17 protein-coding genes and 1 pseudogene are annotated in these 21,288 nt (G+C 63.3%); 7 read left to right on the plus strand and 11 right to left on the minus strand.

Annotated features, from left to right (window positions below):
• Positions 1–32 precede the first annotated feature (32 nt).
• Positions 33–383: pseudogene (locus Q5H92_RS19615) on the minus strand (DUF885 family protein); the annotation flags it as partial.
• Between the two features lie 316 nt (positions 384–699).
• On the opposite strand from Q5H92_RS19615, the gene Q5H92_RS19620 reads away from it, so the two are divergent.
• The 6 genes from Q5H92_RS19620 (at position 700) to Q5H92_RS19645 (ending at position 8,336) form a co-directional block, all read left to right on the plus strand.
• Complete coding sequence (locus Q5H92_RS19620) at positions 700–831, plus strand: hypothetical protein (protein ID WP_305013254.1); 132 nt, start codon at positions 700–702, stop codon at positions 829–831.
• Positions 832–886: 55 nt separating this feature from the next.
• Positions 887–1,066, plus strand: a complete 180-nt coding sequence (locus Q5H92_RS19625) for a DDE-type integrase/transposase/recombinase (RefSeq protein ID WP_305013255.1) — start codon at positions 887–889, stop codon at positions 1,064–1,066.
• Positions 1,067–1,082: 16 nt separating this feature from the next.
• Positions 1,083–1,382, plus strand: a complete 300-nt coding sequence (locus Q5H92_RS19630) for an integrase core domain-containing protein (RefSeq protein WP_305013256.1) — start codon at positions 1,083–1,085, stop codon at positions 1,380–1,382.
• A 334-nt stretch (positions 1,383–1,716) separates the two neighbouring features.
• On the plus strand, positions 1,717–3,726 hold the full coding sequence (gene mobC, locus Q5H92_RS19635; protein WP_305013257.1) for a conjugal transfer protein MobC: 2,010 nt from the start codon (positions 1,717–1,719) through the stop codon (positions 3,724–3,726).
• A gap of 223 nt (positions 3,727–3,949) precedes the next feature.
• Positions 3,950–6,157 carry a DUF3945 domain-containing protein gene (locus Q5H92_RS19640; RefSeq protein WP_305013258.1) on the plus strand — a complete coding sequence of 736 codons (2,208 nt, stop codon included), beginning with the start codon at positions 3,950–3,952 and terminating at the stop codon, positions 6,155–6,157.
• Positions 6,158–6,356: 199 nt separating this feature from the next.
• A complete protein-coding gene (locus Q5H92_RS19645; RefSeq protein ID WP_305013259.1) occupies positions 6,357–8,336 on the plus strand; it encodes a toprim domain-containing protein in 1,980 nt (659 codons plus the stop codon).
• Positions 8,337–8,419: 83 nt separating this feature from the next.
• Here the strand turns inward: Q5H92_RS19645 and Q5H92_RS19650 are convergent, their stop codons facing one another.
• Positions 8,420–8,755 carry a hypothetical protein gene (locus Q5H92_RS19650; RefSeq protein ID WP_305013260.1) on the minus strand — a complete coding sequence of 112 codons (336 nt, stop codon included), beginning with the start codon at positions 8,753–8,755 and terminating at the stop codon, positions 8,420–8,422.
• A gap of 764 nt (positions 8,756–9,519) precedes the next feature.
• Positions 9,520–9,654 carry a hypothetical protein gene (locus Q5H92_RS19655; RefSeq protein ID WP_305013261.1) on the minus strand — a complete coding sequence of 45 codons (135 nt, stop codon included), beginning with the start codon at positions 9,652–9,654 and terminating at the stop codon, positions 9,520–9,522.
• A 43-nt stretch (positions 9,655–9,697) separates the two neighbouring features.
• On the opposite strand from Q5H92_RS19655, the gene Q5H92_RS19660 reads away from it, so the two are divergent.
• Entirely contained in the window at positions 9,698–9,958 is a 261-nt protein-coding gene (locus tag Q5H92_RS19660; RefSeq protein ID WP_305013262.1) for a hypothetical protein, read from the plus strand.
• Positions 9,959–9,994: 36 nt separating this feature from the next.
• Here Q5H92_RS19660 and Q5H92_RS19665 read toward each other — a convergent pair whose 3' ends face one another.
• The 8 genes from Q5H92_RS19665 to Q5H92_RS19700 form a co-directional block, all read right to left on the minus strand.
• Entirely contained in the window at positions 9,995–10,261 is a 267-nt protein-coding gene (locus Q5H92_RS19665) for a hypothetical protein (RefSeq protein ID WP_305013263.1), read from the minus strand.
• 25 nt (positions 10,262–10,286) lie between these two features.
• Complete coding sequence (locus Q5H92_RS19670) at positions 10,287–11,090, minus strand: ZIP family metal transporter (protein WP_305013264.1); 804 nt, start codon at positions 11,088–11,090, stop codon at positions 10,287–10,289.
• 20 nt (positions 11,091–11,110) lie between these two features.
• Complete coding sequence (locus Q5H92_RS19675; RefSeq protein ID WP_305013265.1) at positions 11,111–11,659, minus strand: DUF305 domain-containing protein; 549 nt, start codon at positions 11,657–11,659, stop codon at positions 11,111–11,113.
• 124 nt (positions 11,660–11,783) lie between these two features.
• A complete protein-coding gene (locus Q5H92_RS19680; protein WP_305013266.1) occupies positions 11,784–12,704 on the minus strand; it encodes a cation diffusion facilitator family transporter in 921 nt (306 codons plus the stop codon).
• A gap of 28 nt (positions 12,705–12,732) precedes the next feature.
• A complete protein-coding gene (locus tag Q5H92_RS19685; RefSeq protein ID WP_305013267.1) occupies positions 12,733–14,877 on the minus strand; it encodes a heavy metal translocating P-type ATPase in 2,145 nt (714 codons plus the stop codon).
• Positions 14,878–14,928: 51 nt separating this feature from the next.
• A complete protein-coding gene (locus Q5H92_RS19690; RefSeq protein WP_305013268.1) occupies positions 14,929–15,543 on the minus strand; it encodes a hypothetical protein in 615 nt (204 codons plus the stop codon).
• A gap of 18 nt (positions 15,544–15,561) precedes the next feature.
• Positions 15,562–16,737 (minus strand): efflux RND transporter periplasmic adaptor subunit, encoded by a 1,176-nt coding sequence (locus Q5H92_RS19695; RefSeq protein WP_305013269.1) that lies wholly within the window; start codon positions 16,735–16,737, stop codon positions 15,562–15,564.
• Between the two features lie 48 nt (positions 16,738–16,785).
• Positions 16,786–21,234 (minus strand): CusA/CzcA family heavy metal efflux RND transporter, encoded by a 4,449-nt coding sequence (locus Q5H92_RS19700; RefSeq protein WP_305013270.1) that lies wholly within the window; start codon positions 21,232–21,234, stop codon positions 16,786–16,788.
• Between the last annotated feature and the right edge of the window lie 54 nt (positions 21,235–21,288).

Here is a 21,288-nt window from a genome sequence, read left to right on the forward strand (position 1 = left end):
GTAGCAGGAAAAGCACCGCTTTCCACGATACTTCAGGGAAGCGTCTGCTGGTGCTGGGCCGCCAGTTGTCGCTCAATAACGGCGAAGGGCAGGCCCGTTAGCGCCAGGTAGGCGGCGTGAAAGCGATGCACATCGAAGCCGGGCTGCCGCCCCATACGCGCCCGCAACTCCTCCAGCCGGACGGCTCCCACCTTGTAATTCAGGCATTGCCCTGGCCATTGCGTCACATGCCGAATTTCGCGCTCGGCAATAGCCTGCTGGCCGGGCACGTTAGCCTGCCAGTAAACAAGCGCCTGCGCGGCGCTCCAGCCCCGCGCGTGAATGCTCACATCAAGCACTACCCGTGCCGAGCACACCAGGTCCCACTCCCAACGCCCTAGCTCATCAAGCGGTGTGGATTAGGCCCCGAGCGCCTAATCCAGATGTAAGCTTCCCAATAAAATGGACCATTCACTATTAGAGGAAAGTCTTTGCTAGGCCCAACAAGGCACGCCATATGGAGTCTAGTTGAGGTGGTCTAAGTTGGGCGGACAGAAGATGAGGTGGTTTATTTAAGGCGCACAGAAGCAGGACGTATTTTTCCTGAGTCATGACCGCAAAAAAGAGCAAGGCCATGCCGGATGAGCGGCGCATTACGACGAGTCGTTCAAGGCTAACGGCCTGCGCGCCCAGCAGCCCCGCTCGTTTGTGCCCCGCACCATGGATTCCGACCTGAGCGTGCGGGCGGCTCCGAACCGCTTGCTGGGCCGACAGGCCCCCACGGCCCCGAACCAGGTCTGGGTGGGTGACATCACGTATTTGCCCAAACAGGAAGGGGCTGGCTCTACTTAGCCACTTGGCTGGACCACTGCTCGCGCAAAGTCGTGGGCTGGGACGTGCCGAATCCATGCCCGAAGATTTGGTCAGCGAAGCCTTGCGCCAGGTATTGGCCGTACGCAAGTCAGCAGGTGGGCTGGTAGTTAATTCCGACCAAGGCAGCCAATACGCGGCCACCAGTTTTAAGGCCTTGCTGGCCCGCCACGAGGCCGTGCAACGCATGAGCCGTCGGGGCAATTGCTATCCATGATAACGCCTACGCCGAATTGTTTTGGAGTCGACTTAAAATGGAACTGCTCGACGGCGGCAGTTTCCGCAACCCAGCGGATGCACGCTCGGAAATCAGCCACTATCTCGCAAATTACAACGCCGAACGACGGCATTCGGTGCTCGGCTACTTCGCCCCAAACCACTTCGAAACTCACTTTCAAACCACGTCTCAACTCTGTGCAGCTTATTTAGACCACCTCACTGCTATTTTGCTGCACAAGCTCTGGGAGAGCCTAATGGTCCCGGAAGGTACACCTTGCTGGGCCGTTAGTAAAAATGTCCAAGGTATTGCATAAATATTTGAAATATAAGCTGTTAAATAAATATATTCAGAAATCATTGTATTATTGATACTGGGTTTCTGAGCCTACCTACTTGAGTGCTCGCTGGAATTAGCACGCACAAGCGAACTGCAGGTAGGCTTCTGGGTTTCGACCCTCTGCTCGATGGTCAGTGGATGCAACTTTTGCAATAAACTTCTCTAGATAATCGCTGCTCACTAGCTAGCAAGCTTTGCGCTTCGTGTACTCCCTGTGCACCTCACCGCTGACATTGGACCGCTCGTCAAATATTCCACCTTTAGCTCTGCCGGCGGGGGTAAGTTGCTTGATTCACCAAGCGTTTCAAGCGATGGAAGACGAGAAAGGACTGCGCAAAATCATGGAGTTTATGCGCCTGTTTGCCATTGTGCTGATGGGTATCAACATCTATTACTACTGCTTCGGCTACTTCAAAAGCATGGGCTGGACGCCGGCCGTGGTCGGGCATATTCTGGAGAGCTTTACCCGGAACACGTTTCTGTTTAAGGCCAGCTGGGTGAGTAAGACGCTGGCCGTGGTGTTCCTGCTGCTGAGCTGCCTGGGCACGCGGGGGCGAGCCAATGAAAAGCTCAAAGGGGCTTTGGTAGTGGGCTACGCGGCCATCGGGCTGGCGCTGATTTATGGGTCGGACGTGGTGCGCAGCTTCTCGCTGGGAGCCGGGCTGACGACGGCGCTCTACACTGGGCTGCTGTCGGCGGGCTTTCTGCTGCTGCTGAGCGCCGGGGCCTGGCTAAGCCGGCTGTTTAACAACGACCTGATGAAGGACATCTTCAACAAGGCCAATGAGAGTTTCCCGCAGGAAGAGCGGCTGATGGAAAACGAGTATTCGGTAAACCTGCGCACCGAGTACCAGCTGCGGGGCAAGCCGCACCACGGCTGGCTGAACGTGGTGAATCCGTTTCGGGCCACGATGGTGCTCGGCACCCCGGGCTCGGGCAAGTCGTTTGCCATCATCAACGAGTTCATCCGGCAGCACCTGGCCAAGGGCTTCTGCATGTACATCTATGACTACAAGTTTGACGATTTGAGCCGCATCTGCTACAACACGCTGCTGCGCCACCAGGACAAGTTTGACAAGCCGGTGGGATTCTACGTTATCAACTTCGACAACCCGCGCAAAAGCCACCGCTGCAATCCGCTGCTGCCCGAGCTGATGACCGACATCGTGGATGCCTACGAAAGCGCCTCGACCATCATGCTCAACCTTAACAAGAGCTGGATTCAGAAGCAGGGGGACTTTTTTGTGGAGTCGCCCATCAACTTCGTGGCCGCCATCATCTGGTTTCTGAAGCTGTTCGAGAAGGGCAAATACTGCACCTTCCCCCACGTCATCGAGTTTCTAAGCCGTGACTACGAGGAGATTTTTCCGGTGCTGGCCTCGTACCCCGAGATTGAGAACCTGGTGAAGCCGTTCGTGTCGGCCTTCCAGAAGGATGCCATTGAGCAATTGGAAGGGCAGATTGCCTCGGCCCGCATTCCACTGGGCCGGCTGGCCTCGCCGCAGCTCTACTGGGTGATGTCCGGCAATGACTTTACGCTCGACATCAACAGCAACGAGGAGCCCAAGGTGTTGTGCGTGGGCAACAACCCCGAGCGCCAGGCCATTTACGGGGCGGCGCTGGGTCTTTACAATGCCCGGCTGGTGAAGCTGGTGAACCAGAAGGGCAAGCGCAAATCGTCCATCATCATCGACGAGCTGCCTACCATCTACTTCAAGGGGCTGGATAACCTCATTGCCACGGCCCGCAGCAACAAGGTGAGCACCTGCCTGGGCTTTCAGGACTTCTCGCAACTGGAGCGCGATTACGGCCAGAAGGAAGCCGAAGTCATCAAGAACACCGTGGGCAACGTGTTCAGCGGGCAGGTGTCGGGCAACAGCGGCAAGTGGCTGAGCGAGCGGTTTGGCAAGATTCTGCAGCAGCGCCAGAGCCTGAGCATCAACATGCGCGAAACCAGCACCAGCCTGTCCACCCAGATGGATAGCATGATTCCGGCCAGCACCATTGCCAACCTCACGCAGGGCAACTTCGTGGGGGCCGTAGCCGACAACTTCGGCGAGGAAATCGACCAGAAGGTGTTTCACGCCCGGATTCAGGTGGACGTGAAGGCGGTGGCCGCCGAGGCCCAGGCCTTCCAGCCCATCCCCGACATTACCAGTTTCATCAACCCGGCTACGGGCAAGGACGAAGCCGAAGAGATGATTAAGGCCAACTTCAACCGGGTAAAAACCGAAGTGAAGGAACTGTGCGCCCGCGAGCTGCTGCGCATCGGGCAGGACCCCACGCTACGGCACCTCATCAAGGAGAAAGTAGAAAAGTAAGGCATCGACAGGTGGCCAAGCTGGACGGCACGGAATCGGGTTTTACGCCCCGGCTTCGTGCCGTTCGTGTGTCGGGACAGCACCTCACAGCCCTATTTCGGCCACTCGTCAACTTTCTCCCCGGGGCCTGATGGAGGCCGGTAGGTTTGCAGCGTCAAATTCCGGGCTGGCCGCGCCTGCGCCGGCCGGAAGGGCAGCTTTTATTCACCTACCCATTCCTCCTATGGCTGAGCAAGATGAAGTGAATACCCCCACGCCGGAGCGCTGGTACCTGAGTGCGGTACCGACCTCCAACGGCAACCTCAGCGGCCAAGGCTTGCAGCGGGAGCCCGCCGGGCATACCCTTTATGAGATTCAGATTAATCTCGCTAATCCTGACCAAGCGGCCATGCTGCCGGCGCCCGGCGCAGATGGCCGCCTACTAAATGCCTTTGACCACGCGCTGATGCGGGCCTTTACCACCAACCGGCTCCCCGGTCGGGAGGATAAGTTTCTCACGGTGGAAAAGCCCACGATGCTGGAAAAGGTGGGCGACAACTGGAAAATTACCGAGCAGGGCCGCGTGGGGTTCAGTGCCACCGCGCCAGAGCGGCAGGTACAGGTATTTGGCCCGCTAACTCCACAAACCACCCAGCAAGCCGAACTGACGACCCGGGCCGAGGAATTGGCCGGCGAGGTGGCCACCACTACGGGCGCTACCCGCACCGAGGCGGAAGCGGAACTGGAAGCGGTGGCCAACCGCGCGCAGCAAGGACCAGACGATAGCCAAGCTACTTACGCGGATGCATTACGAGACGAGGCACGGGCGGAAGTAGGCGAAAGCACCGCCGCGCCGAAGACGCAACAACCAGTAGGGGAGGGGCAGAGCCACGAGCAGCCGTTGGTCGCGCCAGCCCCAGATGCAGCGACTAACGCGGAGCCGGTCGGAGAGGTGCGCATCACCTGGCAGCAGAAGGGCGACGAAGTGGCCCCGCTGCTGGAAATGCGGGCTTACCTCGACCAGCTAAAGAAAGCCGGCGTAGCCGTGGGCGCTTTGCAATTGGAGCGCGACCCGGCCGGCAAGCTCAGCGGCGGCTTCGCGGTGAGCTATGACCCCGAGTCGCACAAGCTGGGCCAGCTCGAAGCGGCTCTGCAGGGCTTTCGGCAAGTGGGAAATGGGGTGGCCGTGGTAGAAAAGCCGGAGCAAGCCGTCGCCCGACGGCAGGAAGTGGGCTACGATTACGACTACGAGCCGCAGCGCAGCAAACAGGTGCGCGAGGCCTTCGGCGTGAAGCAGTGGGATGCGCTCAGTGCTCAGCTCTCGGCGGTGCCCAAGCATGCCCTCACCGCCCCGGAACAGGTGCAGCAGGCGGCGGCCGGGCAGCGGGTGCAGCAGCTGGCCCAGCAGCAGGGCAAAACCACCGAGCAGGTCATTCGCGACGGCAAGAGCATTTTTGACATCGACACCAGCGGCAATCCCGCGTCGGCGTTTCTGAAAAACTTTTACGCCCACCTGAACGGCGGCCCGAAGACCCGGCAGAATCTGGAAGTCGACTACGAGAAAACCCGCCAGCACCTGCAGGCCCGCCTGACCCGGCAGGCCGGAGCGGCCCAGCCGGAGCTTTCACCTGGCCCACCTGTCCCGGACGGCAAGACCCCCAGCGTGGCCGCTGAACCCGGCATGGGGAAGGCCGCCCGCCATGCCATAGCAGTGCCGGCCCGGCCGGCGGCACTGTTCAAAGCCGATGAGGTGCCGCAAAAAGTGTTGGCCTCCCTCGGTTTGAATATGGCCGAACTAACGAGCAGCGGCCAACTACAAAAGCTGCTCAGCGGCGAGAAAACCGACCTTTTGCCTATGCAGGTAGCGAGGAAGGAAGGGCAGGAGGCGGTGAAGTTCGAGGCCAAGATGGTGCTTCACCGCGAGGCCGACGGCACGGCCACGCTCAAAATGGAATTGCCTCAGGAAAAGCTGGTCATTCCCAACGAAATCGGCGGGCAGCCCTTCACGCCCGAACAGCGCCAGCGTCTCGAAACCGAGGGCAACGCCGGCCTGATACGGGGCCTCAAAGACGAGCAGGGGCGGGAATTCAACGGCTACGTGGCCGTGGATAAGGCCATGAACAAAGTGGTGGTGCTGCCCGAAGACAAAGTGACGCTACACGACACCGTGGCCGGCGTCAAGCTCACCCCCGAGCAAAGTCACGACCTGCACGAAGGCAAGGTGGTGGCGCTGGCCAACATGGCCAGCGGCAATGGCGGGCAGAAGTTCGACGGCACCGTGCAGGTGAATGCCGCCAAAGCCTGCATCGAGGTGAAACCGGCCGCCCACGAATTGCGCCAGCGCCAGGCCCCGCAGGCCGAGCAAACGGTGGAGACCACCACCCAGACCGTGGCCCCGGCCCCCGTGAAAGCCGAAGCGCCCCAGGTGAAAACCCGAGGTCCCCGCCACTAGGCCGGGCCATTCAAAATCCACTTTTTCTCTCCCTACAAGCCCGGAAGCCTGCTTCCGGGCTTCTTTTTTCTGCCTTCCATTCTTCGCAATAATCCGATTCATTATGGAACACGAACTCACCTTCTAGAAGATTAAGGAGCAGGTTGAGCTGCCCGAGCTGCTGAGCCACTTTGGCTATAACCTCCGTAAAGGCGAGCACTTGGGCAAAGGCAAGTGGCACGTTTTCGAGGGCGATGACACGCTGGTGGTCTTCAAAGGCCGGGGCGGCGACTGGATGTATTTCAACGCTCAAGACGACCGCGACAAGGGCAGTGTCATCGACTGGATGAAGAACCGGGTCAGCTCCGACCGAATCGCCGGCCTTGGTCCGCTGCCGGGCCGCAACCTCTGGCAATCGGTCAACGACCACTTCCGCGCCTACCTCAACCTGCCCGAAGAGCAGCGGCCCCGGCTCGATTTGCCGCCCATCGTGGAAACCGCGCCCGGGGAGAAATTCCACAGCATCTACACCCAGCACTGCCGGCCGCTTGAAAACACGGCCTACCTGGAAGGGCGCGGTATTACCAAAAGCACGATTGCCAACCCGCAGTTCGCGGGCCGCATCCTCAATCAGCTCTACACGGTGCAGAAGGAGGGAATGCTAGCCAAAACCTACGTCAACACGGCTTTCCCGGCCTACCATGAGGGGCGGGTAGTGGGGTTAGAACTGAAGGGCGAAGGCTTTAAGGGCCAGGCCCCCGAAAGCCAGTTCACCCGTTCGCTGTGGCTGAGCAAGCCGCCCGAGGGCCAGCCGGCGGCGGTGCTGGTGGTCAGCGAATCGGCCCTCGATACGCTCTCCTACGCGCAGCTGCACCCCGGTGAAAGCGCCCTGTATGCCTCGACGGCCGGCACACTCACGCAAAACAAGATTTTCGAACTGAAGCGACTGCTCAGCGAGGAAGGCATTCCGGCTATTCGGGCCGCTTTTGACAACGATACGCAAGGCCACCACTTCGATACCCGGCTGCTAGCGGGCGTGGCCAGCGAGCAGAACCCCATGAAAGTGGTCCGGGAGCACGAGCAACTGCTGACCGTCGAAATCACGGCCGCCCATCCGGCCGGTGTGCAGGCGCTCGGCCAGCACCTCAAAAGCTACAATGACCAGGCTACCCGGCAGTACGCCCAGGAAAACGGGGAGCCAGGCAATCCGGCCAGCAGTCAGACCCTGCGCGACGAGCTGATTCACTCCAATAAGCTGGGCGCCCACACCTACCAGTTTCACGTGCCGATGAGCCGCGAGGCGCTGGCGGCCTTTAACCAGGCGGCCAGCCAGGCATTGGTCTTTGAGCACCGCGTGGAGATTGTGAAAAGCCAGGGAAAGGACTGGAACCAGGACCTCAAGCAGGACCAACTGCAGCGGGTGGTGCAGCGCGAGCTGGGCGGCATCGACGAAGACCAGTACGGCTTCGGCCAGCAGCACTGGGACAACCCACCCATCGAAGGCCAGGGCAAAATTGCGCAGCTGCACGAGGCGCAGGTCCAGGCCCGCTGCCAAGGCGAGCGGCTGCTCATAGTCGAGCTGCGCGAAAGCCGCGATGCCGTGGCGCTGCTGCCCGCCCTGCGGGAGAAGCTCGAAAAAGTCGGGCTTACCATTGACCACGCCGTGAAGCTGGAATCAACTGCGCCCCGGGAAATTGCCACGGAGCTAACCCTGCGCTACCGGTTGGATTCGCCGCAACTGCCGGCTATCAGCGACGCGCTGGATGCGCTGCGACTGAATCCCAGGGCCACGGTCATTGAGCCGGGGCCGGATGCGACGGAACGCCGGCAGCTGGCCGCCGCGCAGGAGCAGCAGCGTCAGACGGGGCCTCAACTGGTGCCCAGTGATTCTCCCGCCCACGACCAGGCCCGGCAATCGTTTATCGAAGCGGCGGGCCTGGTGGCTCGGGAGCTGCGCGCGAGCACTGCCCTGCTGGATGCGGCCCGCCTGCAGGAAGTCAGCCGGCAGCTACTGACCAGGCCGGCGCTGCAGGGCCTGAACCGGGAGAACGTGGAGAAAGTGCTGGCCGTGGTCGATAAGCTTAACACGTTGAAGGATAATCCCGCCGTGCAGCAGCTACGCCAAGCTGTGCAGCAATTGGAGCAGCTTGCCCAGGCGCAGCCAGTACCGCAAAAAAACCGGCCCGGCCCCCGCTTGTAGGCCGGCAATGCTGGTAGAACGGCTTCCTCTTTTTCAGCTGCTCCTTAACCAGGGCGGCTTTTTTGTGTGCGGCAAGGCAGTGCTTACGTCGCCGGCGGCAGGAGCAAGGCCAGCAGCTGCTGCTGCAGTTGTTCCATGGCCGTCATGCGCCCAGCCAGCTGCCCGATGGCGGCCAGGATTTCTTCCGTAGCCGGCGATGCTTGGGCGGTGGCCACGGCGGTGGGCGTGCGCCCGCGCTCCTTGCGCCGGCGGGCTTTGGTAGCCGATTGGCTTTCGAGCGGGTGGGCCCGCCCGGCCCGCTCGTTACAGGCCGCTACCCGGCAGGGGCTGCCGCAGTATTTCTGGACCCACCGCTTCTTGGGAACAAACTTTCGCCGGCAGTATTCGCAGGCAATCTGGGAGGTGTCAAGCAGGGACAAGGGCGTTTCGCGTTAATACCAATTGCAAGTAACGAAAACGCATTTTGTGTCCTATGATTCGCTGCCCGGCGGTCGCAGGTTTGCAGCGATGAACCTGCTCCGAATTCTTGCTCCGACCCTCCGGCGGGCTGCTGCCCGGCCGCCCCGTGATGGAGTTGTATCTGCTCCCCCGGCCAAATCACACTTGCAGCCCCCATAAGCCGGCTATAAATGAGCGCGCATTTCGGGTAAGATGCTGACTTAAATAAAGTTGGATTTCTGATAGCATCAGATAAACCGCTCGCCGGCTTCGCTCACCTTTGCGAGCGTCCGAGCTGGTCAGCCCCAATATTCCCCGGCTTAAAAAAAGGTTTGCCATTCACCCCCATTTTGACTGCCGACGATGTGGCAGGGGGGCTACTTAGTCTTGTCGGAGCGGCTTGACGCCCCCCGCGCAAATCTGGTTTCCCACTACATACCCCCGGGCCTGATGCCCGGCTTTTTAAACACCTAGCATGAGTACAATGAACATTGCCGTTTACACGGGCCCGCTAACCTTGGTGGCTGCCGGTCTATACGTTGTATACCGATTCGTACAGCTTTACCGCGAAGTGACCCGGCCCTTGGTGCCGGTGTCGGCCCCGGCGGCCCCGTTCGCGCACCCCGGAAAGAAGGTTACGACCTACACCTTTTCGGTTATTCAGGAAGTGGTAGTGCCGCCCGCCCCGGTGTCCAGGCCCCGTTCCGCGTCACGACCTGCACATTAGATGGGCGGGCAGGCTTACTTACGGGGTGTAATACTGGCTCAGCAGCACCAGCACCCCTACGGCCAGGTAGATGCCGAAGCGTTGGAGTCTGAGGGCGGGCTTGTGGTGATGGCACATGCGGGGCCAACACGGCCCCCGGTCATTGCGTTGCATTTGGGCGGCGTCCCGTATAATTCGGCTTTCCCACTACTTGGTTATGGCCCATGCCGAAGACGATACTGCCGGCATGACGCAACTCATGCACTACGTGCTTACCATCGACAACATGTGCGCGCCGGACTGCATCGTGTGGGTACGCGAGCAACTGGTGGGCCTGGGCCCGGTGGTGGACCGCGTGGCCGTGGGCGAAGCCGAAGTGGCCACGGCCCACGCCAACGGCCCCGACCTGAAAGCCATTCAGGCCGCGCTGGAAAGCGGTGGTTACCAATTGGTAAGTGCCGTTACCAAAGTTGGTTAGCGGATGGTGGAAAGGGTCACAACGCCCGGTTGTTAATTAGGCCACGGTGGTGCTGACTACGTTGCTGCGGGCTTCCGGCTCGCCCTGCTGGGTTTCATGCTGCACGTAGTATTCCAGCAAGGTGCCGGGCGCGAAGGTGTCGGTGTCAAGGAAGGGCGAGCGGGCGTTGACGGCCATCCGCTGCCAGGGGGAGGCCTCGCCCCCGACGCGGCGAAAGACGTGGGCGACATCTAGCAGCTCCTTCGAGAAAGCCAGGTGGCGGCCGGTGGGCTCCAGGGTCAGGTCAATTTTGGCGGTGTGCATGCGTTGCATATTCGAAAAGGACAGGTCAGGCGACCATGCCCAGAATCAGAAATAGGAGAAAGCCCACAAAAAAGGCCAGCGTGAGCAGCGGCGTTTCGGTTTCCTCGTGCGCTTCGGTCAGTAGCTCCTCGGTGACCAGAAACAGCAGTGCGGCTAGGCCAAAGGAAAGCACGATTTCCAGCATATTGCCGGTGGCCCCGCGCAGCACCGTGGTGCCGATGCCCGCCCCGACCAGCAGCATGAGCGAAGTGCCGGCCACAATGGCGACGGCCCGCCTCTTGCCGTGGCCATCCTGCCGCAACTCGATGGCCGTGGCCAGGCCCAGCGACAGCAGCTCAATGGTGAGAGCAATGGCCAGCAGGGTGCCTTCCTTCGCGCCCGCCGCAAAGCCGATGCCCAGCAGCAGCCCGTCGATAAGGATATCAATGCCGATGGCCACCAGCAGGCCCCAGGGCAGAGTGGCAGCGCCGGCCGGGGCGGTTGAACCACCGCTTTCCGCCTTCGCATTGCCGGCTTCTCCGGTCTCCTCTTTCTTTTCGAGGCGCTGGGTGAAGTAGCGCAAGCCTAGCATGGTGGCCACGCCCAGCCCGAAGCCCAACGTCACTTCGTAGGGCGCATGGTGCTGCACAATGTCGGGCAGTAGCTCGACGGCCACAACCGAGAAGATGACGCCCGCCGCGAAGTGCAGAATGGCGCTGCGCAGCTTCGGGCCAGGGGCTCGCCACACGGCCAGGGCGGCGCCGGCAATCATGACCACGGCCGGCAGCAGCGAGAAGCCCAGCATGGTGGACCAGAGCGGCGTGACGGCGGTGGGAATAATAAGCAGCATAGTAGCGGCAGGTAAAAGTATTAATGGGTGGAGGTTGTCGCGTGGGTCTTGAGCCAACGCTGGTGCTGCTTGATTTCGGCCTGCTCATCACGCACAATCAGGCGGGCGGCGCTTTTTACTTCCGCGTCTTTGCCAAAAGCCAGCTCCGTTTGGGCCAGGGCCACCCCCGTTTGGTGGTGCACCTGCATGAGCGTGGCAAAATCGGCATCGAGGGTGCCGGGCAGGGGGTGCGGCTGGCGCAGGGGAGCCAGCGCGGCCGTGATGCGGCGCACAAACGGGTCCCGGGCGTTGCCCGGCCGATACTCCTGGCCCGTAGGCGGCTGCCGGGTAAGGGCCAGCGTCAGCACGTGGTTGTCGCGCTCATGCCCTTTAAGCACGTGCTGGGCCAGGGCGCGCAGGGTCGAGTCCTGGCCATGGGCGACTTCCACCGCCGCCAGCCGCTGGGCCCCGCCGTGGTGCACGCTCATCAGGCGGGCAAAGTCCTCGTCCCAGCACCCGAGGCGGCGCACCGTATCGAGCTGCTGCGCGAGCAACTGCAGGGTGTCGCCCAGAGCCGGGGGCGCGGCCACCGGAGCGGGTTTGGGCTTCGCGCCGGCGTGCACCTCCAGCTCGTGTCAGTGTCGTGCCGGGAGCTACAGCTGCCCATAGCTAGGCTGACAACAAGCAGCAGCGTAGAAAAAGGAGGGTGCATCTTCATGGCAGTAGATGGTTAGGGGTGCACTCCATTGGCTCGATGTGGACCAGCACGTTGTACACGGCCGGCTTGGCCCTGATGATAGCGGCCTTGACGGCGCCGGAAATAAAGTGCCCGTCCCGTACGCTGATGTCGCCGTCAACAATCACGTGGAGGTCAGCAAAGTACTCAAAGCCCATTTTGCGCACGAAGCACTTTTCGGTGGCCAGCACACCTGGCACCGCTTCGGCCAGGGCGCGAATATCCTCGGTCCAGGTTCCTTCGGGGGCCTCATCCATGATTTCGCCAAAGGCCGGCCGGAAAATGTGGTAGGCATTGTAGACGATGAAGCAGCAGGCCACCAGCGCGGCCCAATCGTCGGCGGCTTCCCACCCTTTGCCGCCGAGCAGGGCAACGCTGATGCCCACGAAGGCCGTGCAGGAGGTAATAACGTCGGCCCGGTGGTGCCAGGCGTCGGCTTTCACGGCGTTGCTGTCGACCTCCTCGCCGACTTTGTTGACGCGCCGATAAAGCGTTTCCTTGATGATAATCACTACCGCCAGCACCGCCAGCGTGAAGGGCGCGGGCAGTTGGTGGGGCGTAATGATGTGAATGATGCCTTCAGTGGCGATGTAGGCCGCAGCCCCCAGCAGGGCCACGGCGACCATGATGGCGGCTAGCGGCTCAGCTTTGCCGTGGCCGTAGGGGTGGTTTTCGTCGGGCTCGCGGGCGGCAGTGCGCAGGCCAAGCCACACGATGAGGGAGCTGAAAATATCGGTGCCGGACTCGATGGCTTCGGCTATGAGGGCATAGGAGTGGCCTACGATGCCGGCCGTGCCCTTGCCGAGGACCAAGGCGATGTTGGCCCCAATCCCGATGAGTGTGGAGGTCTGGCCTTTTTCGGCTCGTTCGCGGTTGGTGGGCTGAATAGGTTGTTCCATTTATTGCGTTAATGAAGTAATAACTGCCTTACGGCTTGCTGGTGAAGTCCATGCGCTGAATCCGCACGGCGTTGAGGATAGCTAGCAGGGCCACACCCACGTCGGCGAACACAGCTTCCCACATGGTGGCCACGCCGCCGGCCCCCAGCGCCAGCACGATGCCCTTCACGATAAAGGCCAGCCAGATGTTCTGCCACACCACGTTGTGGGTGGCGCGGGCGATGCGCCGGGCGGTGGCAATCTTGCTTGGGTGGTCGGTCTGAATCACCACGTCGGCGGTTTCGATGGTAGCATCTGAACCCAGGCCGCCCATGGCAATGCCCACGTCGGCCAGGGCTACCACCGGCGCATCGTTCACGCCGTCGCCCACGAAGGCCAGCTTACGGCCCTCGCTCAGGTACTGCTGCACGTACTTGGCTTTGTCTTCGGGCAGCAGGCCGCCGTGGGCTTCGGTAATGCCTAGCTCTTGGGCCACGCGCTGCACGATGCTGTCTTTGTCGCCGGAGAGCATAACCACCTTGCTGATGCCATCGGCTCGCAGCTCCTGCACGGCGCGGGCCGCGTCCTCTTTCGGGGCGTCAGCCACGGTGAGGTAGCCGGCATATTTCCCGTCCACGGCCGCCACCACAATGCTGTCCACCAACTGGTCTACTTCGGGCGGGTAGGCCACGCTGAACCTGGCTAGCAGCTTGGTGTTGCCCGCCAGCACGTCGCGGCCGTCCACCTTGCCGCGCAGGCCGTGGCCGGCGATTTCCTCCACATTATCGACAGGCACGCCCGCCGCAGCCGCCCCAACGTGGGTCACGACGGCTTTGGCGATGGGGTGGGTTGATTTGGTTTCCAGCGCCCCCACCAGGCGCAGCAGCTGCTCGGGGGTGGTGCCGGCCGCAGGCTGCACCTGCTGCACGGCAAACACGCCCTGGGTGAGCGTGCCGGTTTTGTCCATCACCACGGTATCAATTTCGCGCAGCACGTCCAAGAAGTTGGAGCCCTTGAAGAGGATGCCGGCTTTGGAAGCCGCACCGATGCCGCCGAAGTAGCCCAGCGGGATGCTGATAACCAGCGCGCAGGGGCATGAAATGACCAGAAATACCAGCGCCCGGTAGAGCCAGTCGCGGAACACGTAGTCGCTCACCACGAAGTAGGGCACCACGATGAGCAGCACGGCCAGCCCCACGACGATGGGCGTGTAGATTTTGGCAAACTTGGTTATGAACTGCTGCGTTTTGGCCTTGCGGCCCACCGCGTCCTGCACCATGGCCAGGATTTTCGACAGCTTGGTGTCCTTGAAAGCTGCGGTCACGGTCACCTGAACCAGGGATTCCAGGTTAATCATGCCGGCCAGCACGGCCTCGCCCGGCTGCTTGGTTTGCGGGGCCGACTCGCCGGTGAGCGCGGCTGTGTTGAAGTTGGCCGCCGTGGTGTTCAGCGTGCCGTCGAGGGCTACTTTCTCGCCGGACTTCACTTCCATCACGTCGCCTACCTGCACCGCTTTGGGGTCGAGCACCATGCTTTGCCCGTTGCGCACCACGGTCACTTCGGTGGCCTGGATTTCGAGCAGGGCCTTGATGCTGCGCTTGGCGCGGTTCACGGCCGCGTCCTGGAACAGCTCGCCCACGGTGTAGAACAGCATCACGGCCACGCCCTCCGGGTACTCGCCGATGGCAAAAGCCCCGATGGTAGCGATGCTCATCAGCAGAAACTCGTTGAAGATGTTGCCGCTGGGAATGCTGAGCACGGCGGCTTTCACTACCTTCCAGCCCACCAGCCCGAAGGCCAGCCCGTACCAAGCCAGGCGCACGTAGCCGCTGAAAAAGCCGATTTTGTAGTAGTCCAGCGCGATGCCAGTCAGAAGCAGCGCAAAGCTGATGCCCGGCACCAGGTAGGGGTTATCGCCGGCCGGGCCGTGGTCGTGCCCGTCGTGGTCGTGGCCCGCGTGGTCGCCCTCCTCCTCATCTTCCAGGCTCAGCTCGCCGGGGTGGTGGTCGTGGCCGGCGTGGTCGTGGGGCGCTCCGGCCGGGGCATGGTCGTGGCCGGGCACGTCGTGGCCCTGGGGGGCCGCCGCCGCATTGGGCGTGAGCTGCGCCCGGGTGAGCGCGCCCGCGTTTTCTGGCTGCGCCTGCTTGGCGGTGTTCAGCTCCTCGTCGAGGTTATTGGATGATGGGTCAGGCATGGAGTCGGAAATAAGCGTTCAGAATGGGAAAGGGACAGGGCGCTGCCAGCGCTACCAGTCCACGAAAAAGCCGGTCACGCCCACCAGCACCAGCACCGCGCCGGTAAGCTGCCGCTCGTGCCGGGCCAGACCGTCGAGCCGGAGGCGGCCGAGGCCCCGGTGCGCCAGCGCCACCAGCGCGCACATGGCCGATACCGAAGCCAGCAGGTACACGCCCATAAGCCCAGCCAGCGCCGCCGGGCCGTGGGTGCCGGCGCCCAGGAAAAAGGTTTGGATTTCCAGGCAGGGTGCCAGGAACATGGTGGCCGCCAGCCCCAGCACCACCCGGCGGCGGGACCGGCGGAGCCGCACGGGGGAGGAGTCTGGATGCGTGTGGCCCCGCCCTGAAAAGGCATAAAGCACCCCGATACCCATCAGCAGCCCGGGCCCCACCCAGCCCGCGGCCCGCGCAAACCGCCCGGACAGCTGCCAGCCCAGCAGGCCCAGCGCCAGCCCGATGCCCACCGTGCTCAGCACATGAGCCAGCCCAGCCACCGCCGTCACGCCCACGGCCCGCCGCAGGGGCCACTTTTCGGCGCGGGCCACCGCCAGCACCGGGGCCCAGTGGTTGGGGATGGTGGCGTGCAGCAGGCTCAGCAGCAGGGCTCCGGTGAATAATTCGAGCATGGGGCAGATTGTCAGGCGTTACTCTTCTTCCTCGGCGTTTTTGAGCTTACCCAGCAGGGCGTAAGCTCCCTCTACGACAAAGCGCAGCGGTTTGCCCTGTTCGGCCGCCGGCAGGTGAAACTCGGTATATCCATCTTCGCTCACGCCCCGCGTCACGGGCACGAGGCGGTAGGTTGCCCGGTCGGCGGCCGTGGCCGAATCGGTGGCCACAAACACGTAGGACTGAGCCCCGTACTGCACCACCGCTTTTTCCGGCAGCGTGGGCACGGTCACGCGGTTGGTTTCGATAACGGCCCGCACGAAGGTGCCCGGCAATAGCTGCTCATCTTCGCGGTCCAGGTGAGCGTGCACCCGCACGGTGCGCTCATCGCTGATGGTCTTGCTGATGAGGTACACGTGGGCCGTGCGCTCCCGGCTCAGCGAGTCGTTGCCGAGGGAAAAGCGGACCAGCTGGTTTTCCTTCACCTGCGGAATGTCCTTTTCAAACACCGTCAGCTCGACGTGCAGGTGCTCGGGGTTGACGATTTCAAACAGCACATCGGTAGGCGTCACGCTCTGGCCGATGCTCACGTTCACCGCTTTCACGAAGCCGCCCTTGGGCGCGCGCAGCGTGGCCGTGCTCACGATGGCCCCGCCAATAGGCAGGCCGGCCAGGCGCAGGCGGGCGGCCTGGGCGTTGGTTTTCACTTGCAGGGCCTCGTACTCGGCCTGGGCGCGCTGGAAGTTCTTCTGGGGGGCGACCTCCTGCCGGTACAACTCGCCCTGGCGCTCGTATTCGGCGCGGGCCAGCTTGAGCTGGCTGCGGGTTTCAAGGTAATCCTGCTGGAGCTGCACGAAATCGGGGTTGCGGATGACGACCAGCACCTGGCCGGCGCGCACCCGCGAGCCCTGCAGCAGGTCAGTCCGGTCCACGAAGCCACCGAGCGGGGCACTGACCGATACCAGGTTTTCGGGCGGGACGTCGAGCACGCCGTTCACTTTCAGTCCCCCGCTCATGGGGCGCTGGGTGAGCGAGCCTAGGCGCACGCCACCCACCTGCTGCTCGGCAGCGGTGAGCGTGACGCGGTCGGCGGGGCCTTTTTCGGCTGCTTCGCCGACGGGGGCGGCCGTTTCTTCTTTTTCCGTGGGGGCTTCCTGGGAGCCGCAGCCGCTTAGCAGGCCGAGCAGCACCAGGGAGAGGGGGATATATCGCATGATGGTTCTGAAGTTGAGGGGAAAAGGCGGCGCGCGGTATGGGCCGGGCTACTGGCTGCCCAGCAGGTATTCCAGCTCGATAACGGTCTGGTTGTGTTGCAGCAGCGCATCGAGATAGTCGAGGCGCAGGCGGCGGGCGCGCTCCAGGTTGAGCAGGTATTCCGAATAGCCGGTTTCGCCCGCTTTGTAGGCGATGGTGGACAGGCGGGTGATGACCGTGGCCTGCGGCAGGGCGGTGCTTTCGAAGTAGGCCAAGCGCTGCTGCTGCTCGCTGCGCCGCAGCAGCAGCTCATCGAGCTGGCCGGCCAGCTCAGCCCGGTAGCGCTCGTAGCCGGCCTGGGCCACCTGCTCCTGCAGGCGGGCGGCCTGCACCCGCGCTTTCTGGGGCCGCCGCCACAGCGGTACGGCTACCCCGGCCTGCACGCCCTGAAAGCGCGCGCCGCCGCCAAAGTAGCGTTCTGTGCCGGCCGCGTCGAGGCGCTGGTAGCCGATGATGCTCTGGTTGAAGTAGCCAACGGTGAACTCGGGCAGCCCGGCCGCCTGCGCCACGCGGGTTTCGGCGCGGCGCTCGGCTACCTGCTGGGCCAGCACCAGCGCCTGCGGGTTGGTGAGCTTCAGCAGCGTGTCGGCCAGGGCCGGGGCCGTGGTGTCGGCCAGCTGGGCGGCCCCCAGCAGCGCGAGCGGCCGAAGCACGCTGTCGGCCAGGGCGACGGCGGCCGGCACTTGCAGCAGCGCCTGCAGCTGGCGCTGCGCCACCCGGAAGTCGGTGCGGGCCGCCCGCAGCTGGGTGCGGACTTCGCCCTGCTGCACCAGCGCCGTGGCGGGTTCGAGCCGGGCCGCCTCGCCGGTCTTGAAGCGCAGGTTGGCCGAGCGCAGAAATTCTGAGTAGAGGCTGTCCTGGCCCCGCAGCACCCGCAGGCGGTGCCGGGCGTGCACGGCCTGCTCGTAGCTCCGGCGCACCTGCCGGCGCAGCTCGGCTTGCACCTGCGCCAACTGGGCCCGCTGCCCGGCAATGCGGGCATCGGCCAGCCCGGCGGCACTGCGGTACACGCCGGGCAGGGCCAGCGACTGTGTGAGCGTGAACTGGTTGTCGCGGTTCAGGGAGTTGTACTGCCCGTAGCTGCCGGTTAGCGTGGTGCGGCCGAAGTCGTAGGCCGTGCGGCGAATGGCCTGCTGGGCTTCCAGCGCCCGCGTGCCGGCCAGTACGGTGCCGTTGGTTTGCAGGGCCTGGCTCACGGCCTGCGCGGCGGTGAGCGGACCCTGCGCCCGGCTCAGCAGGGGCAGGCCGAGCAGCAACAGAAGCAGCGCCGAGGCCACGGGCAGGCTTTGCCCGGGGGGCGCCGGGGTAGCGGTGGGCTGCGGCTCCTCAGGAGGGCTACCGGCTTTCACGCGCTCGGACAGGGCGTAGAGCACCGGCAGCACCAGCAGCGTGAGCAGCGTGGCCGACACCAGCCCCCCGATGACGACGGTGGCCAGCGGGCGCTGCACTTCGGCTCCGGCCGAGGTGGCGAGGGCCATGGGCAGGAAGCCCAGCGAGGCCACGGTGGCCGTCATCAGCACCGGCCGCAGGCGCACTTCGGTGCCGCGCAGGATGCGCTCCATTAGGTCGGTTACGCCTTCGGCCTTGAGTTGATTAAAATAGCCGATGAGCACGATGCCGTTGAGCACGGCCACCCCGAACAGGGCAATGAAGCCCACCCCGGCCGAGATGCTGAACGGCATCCCGCGCAGCCACAGGGCCGCGATGCCGCCGATGGCCGAGAGCGGAATAGCCGTAAAAATCATCACCGACTGCTTGAAGGAGCGGAAGGTGAAAAACAGCAGCACGAAGATGAGCACCAGCGCCACCGGCACGGCCACGCTCAGGCGGTCAGTGGCTTGGCGCAGGTTCTCAAACTGACCGCCGTAGGTGGTGTAGTAGCCGGGGGCAAAGTTGAGCTGCCGGTCTATTTTGCCCTGCAGCTCCTCGACTACGGTTTCCACGTCGCGGCCCCGCACGTTGAAGGCCACGCTGATGCGCCGCTTAGCGTCGTCGCGCTGAATCTGGTTGGGGCCTTCGCGCAGCTCGACGCTGGCCACCTGCTCCAGGGGCACCTGCCGGCCGTTGGGGGCGGCGATGAACAGGCGGCGCACGCTGTTGATGTCCTTGCGCAAATCCTGGCGCAGGCGCAGGACCAAATCGAAGCGGCGTTCCTGCTCGAAGACCTGGCCGGCGGTTTCGCCGGCGAAGGCCGTTTGCACCGTGCGGTTCACGTCCGAGACGTTCAGCCCGAACTGGGCGAGGCGGTTGCGGTCGAGCGCCACCACAATCTGGGGCAGGCCCGTTACCTGCTCCACGTACACGTCTTCGGCCCCCTTCACCTGGCGCACGAGCCGCCCGGCCTGCTGGGCGTAGTCGGCCAGCTGCTGGAGGTCTTCACCGTAAATCTTGAGCACCACGTCCTGCTTAGCCCCCGAAATCAACTCGTTAAAGCGCATCTGGATGGGTTGCTGGAAGCCGAACGTGACGCCCGGCATCACGCTCAACGCCTTCGCCATCTTATCGGCCAGCTCCTCGCGGTTCGGGGCGGAGGTCCATTCCTTCTGGTCCTTGAGAATGACCATCACATCGGCCGCTTCCACCGGCATGGGGTCGGTGGGAATCTCGCCGGCCCCTATTTTGGCGACTACTTCCTTGACCTCGGGAAACTGCTTTTTGAGAATGCCGCCGGCCTTTTGGGCCTGCTCGATGGTGTAGCTCAGCGAGGAACCGGTCAGCACCCGCATCTCCACCGCAAAGTCCCCTTCGGTCAGGGTCGGGATGAACTCGCCGCCCAGGGTGCGAAACAGGAAAAAGCCGCCCACCAGCAGGCCCGCCGCCGTAAGCAGCACCGCCGCCTGGCGGCGCAGCGCTCCCTTGAGTAGTGGGTGGTAGAGGCGGATGTAAAAGGCCATCATCCGGTCGGAAAAGGTCTTTTTGGTTGTAGTCGACCGGCTCAGGGCCAGCGCCGACATCATCGGCACGTAAGTCAGACTCAGAATAAAAGCCCCGAGAATGGCGAAGGCCACGGTTTCGGCCATGGGCCGGAACATCTTGCCCTCGATGCCGGCCAGGGCCAGCAGCGGCAGGTACACGATGAGGATGATGATTTCCCCGAACGCGGCCGATGAGCGGATTTTGCTGGCCGCGTGGTAGGTTTCCTCGTTCATCTGCTCGGTACTCAGGCGGTTGCCCGGCACCACCAGTTGGCCGCCGTGCAGGCGGTGAATGATGGCCTCGACGATGATGACGGCCCCGTCGACAATCAGCCCGAAGTCGATGGCCCCGAGGCTCATCAGGTTGCCCGACACTCCGAACAGGCGCATCATGCTCACGGCAAAGAGCATGGCCAGCGGAATGACCGAGGCTACGACCAGCCCGGCCCGCCAGTTGCCCAGAAATAGCACCAACACGAACACTACAATCAGGGCCCCTTCCAGCAGGTTCTTGCTCACGGTATGAATAGCGCGGTCCACTAGGCTGGAGCGGTCGAGGAAGGGCTCCACACTCACCCCTTCCGGCAGGGTTTTGCGGATGGTAGCCATGCGCTTCTGCACGTCCTTGATAACCTCCGCCGCGTTGGCTCCCTTGAGCATGAGCACCAGTCCGCCGGTCACTTCGCCCTGGTCGTTCAGCGTCATGGCCCCGTAGCGCACGGCCGCGCCGTAGCGCACCTCGGCTACGTCGCGCACCAGCACGGGCAGGCCGGTGCTCGTGCTGCGGATGACGATGTTGCCGATGTCGGCGGGCGAGGTGGCCAGGCCCTCAGTGCGGATAAAGGCGGCCGTGGGGTTCTGGTCGAGGTAGGCCCCGCCGGCGTTCTGGTTGTTGCTGGCCACGGCCTGGTACACCTCGTTCACGGTCACACCCAACGAGCGCAGCCGCTCAGGGTCCAGGGCCACTTCATACTGCTTGAGCAGCCCGCCGAAGCTGCTCACGTCGGCCACGCCGGGCGTGCCCAGCAGCTGCCGACGCACTATCCAGTCCTGAATGGTGCGCAGCTCGGTGGCGTTGTATTTCTTTTCGAAGCCGGGCTTCGCGCGCACCAGGTACTGGTACACCTCGCCCAGGCCGGTGCTGAGCGGGGCCAGCTCGGGACGGCCCGTGCCGGCCGGAATCTGGCTTTCGGCCTCCTGCAGCCGCTGCGAGACTTGCGTGCGGGCCCAGTAAATGTCGGTCTGGTCCTCGAATACGACCGTGACCACCGAGAGGCCAAACCGCGAGAAGGAACGCACCTCGACCTGCCCGGGAATGGTGGCCATGGCCTGCTCCACCGGAAAGGACACCAGCCGCTCAATCTCCTGGGCGGCCAGGGAGGGGGCCACCGTGTAGACCACGACCTGGTTGCTGGTAATGTCAGGCAGCGCGTCAATCGGCAGCCGACTGAGCGAGTAGCCGCCCCAAGCCACCAGGGCCAGGGTCAGCAGCCCGATGATGAGTTTGTTGTGAATGGAAAAATGAATCAGCCGGTCGAACATCCGCTGGTTGGGGGTTAGGTCTAACGCTTCCGTGAAACCCTGCGGCCCGCTGGC

The sequence above is a fragment of the Hymenobacter mellowenesis genome, from assembly GCF_030581005.1.
GTDB lineage: Bacteria > Bacteroidota > Bacteroidia > Cytophagales > Hymenobacteraceae > Hymenobacter > Hymenobacter mellowenesis.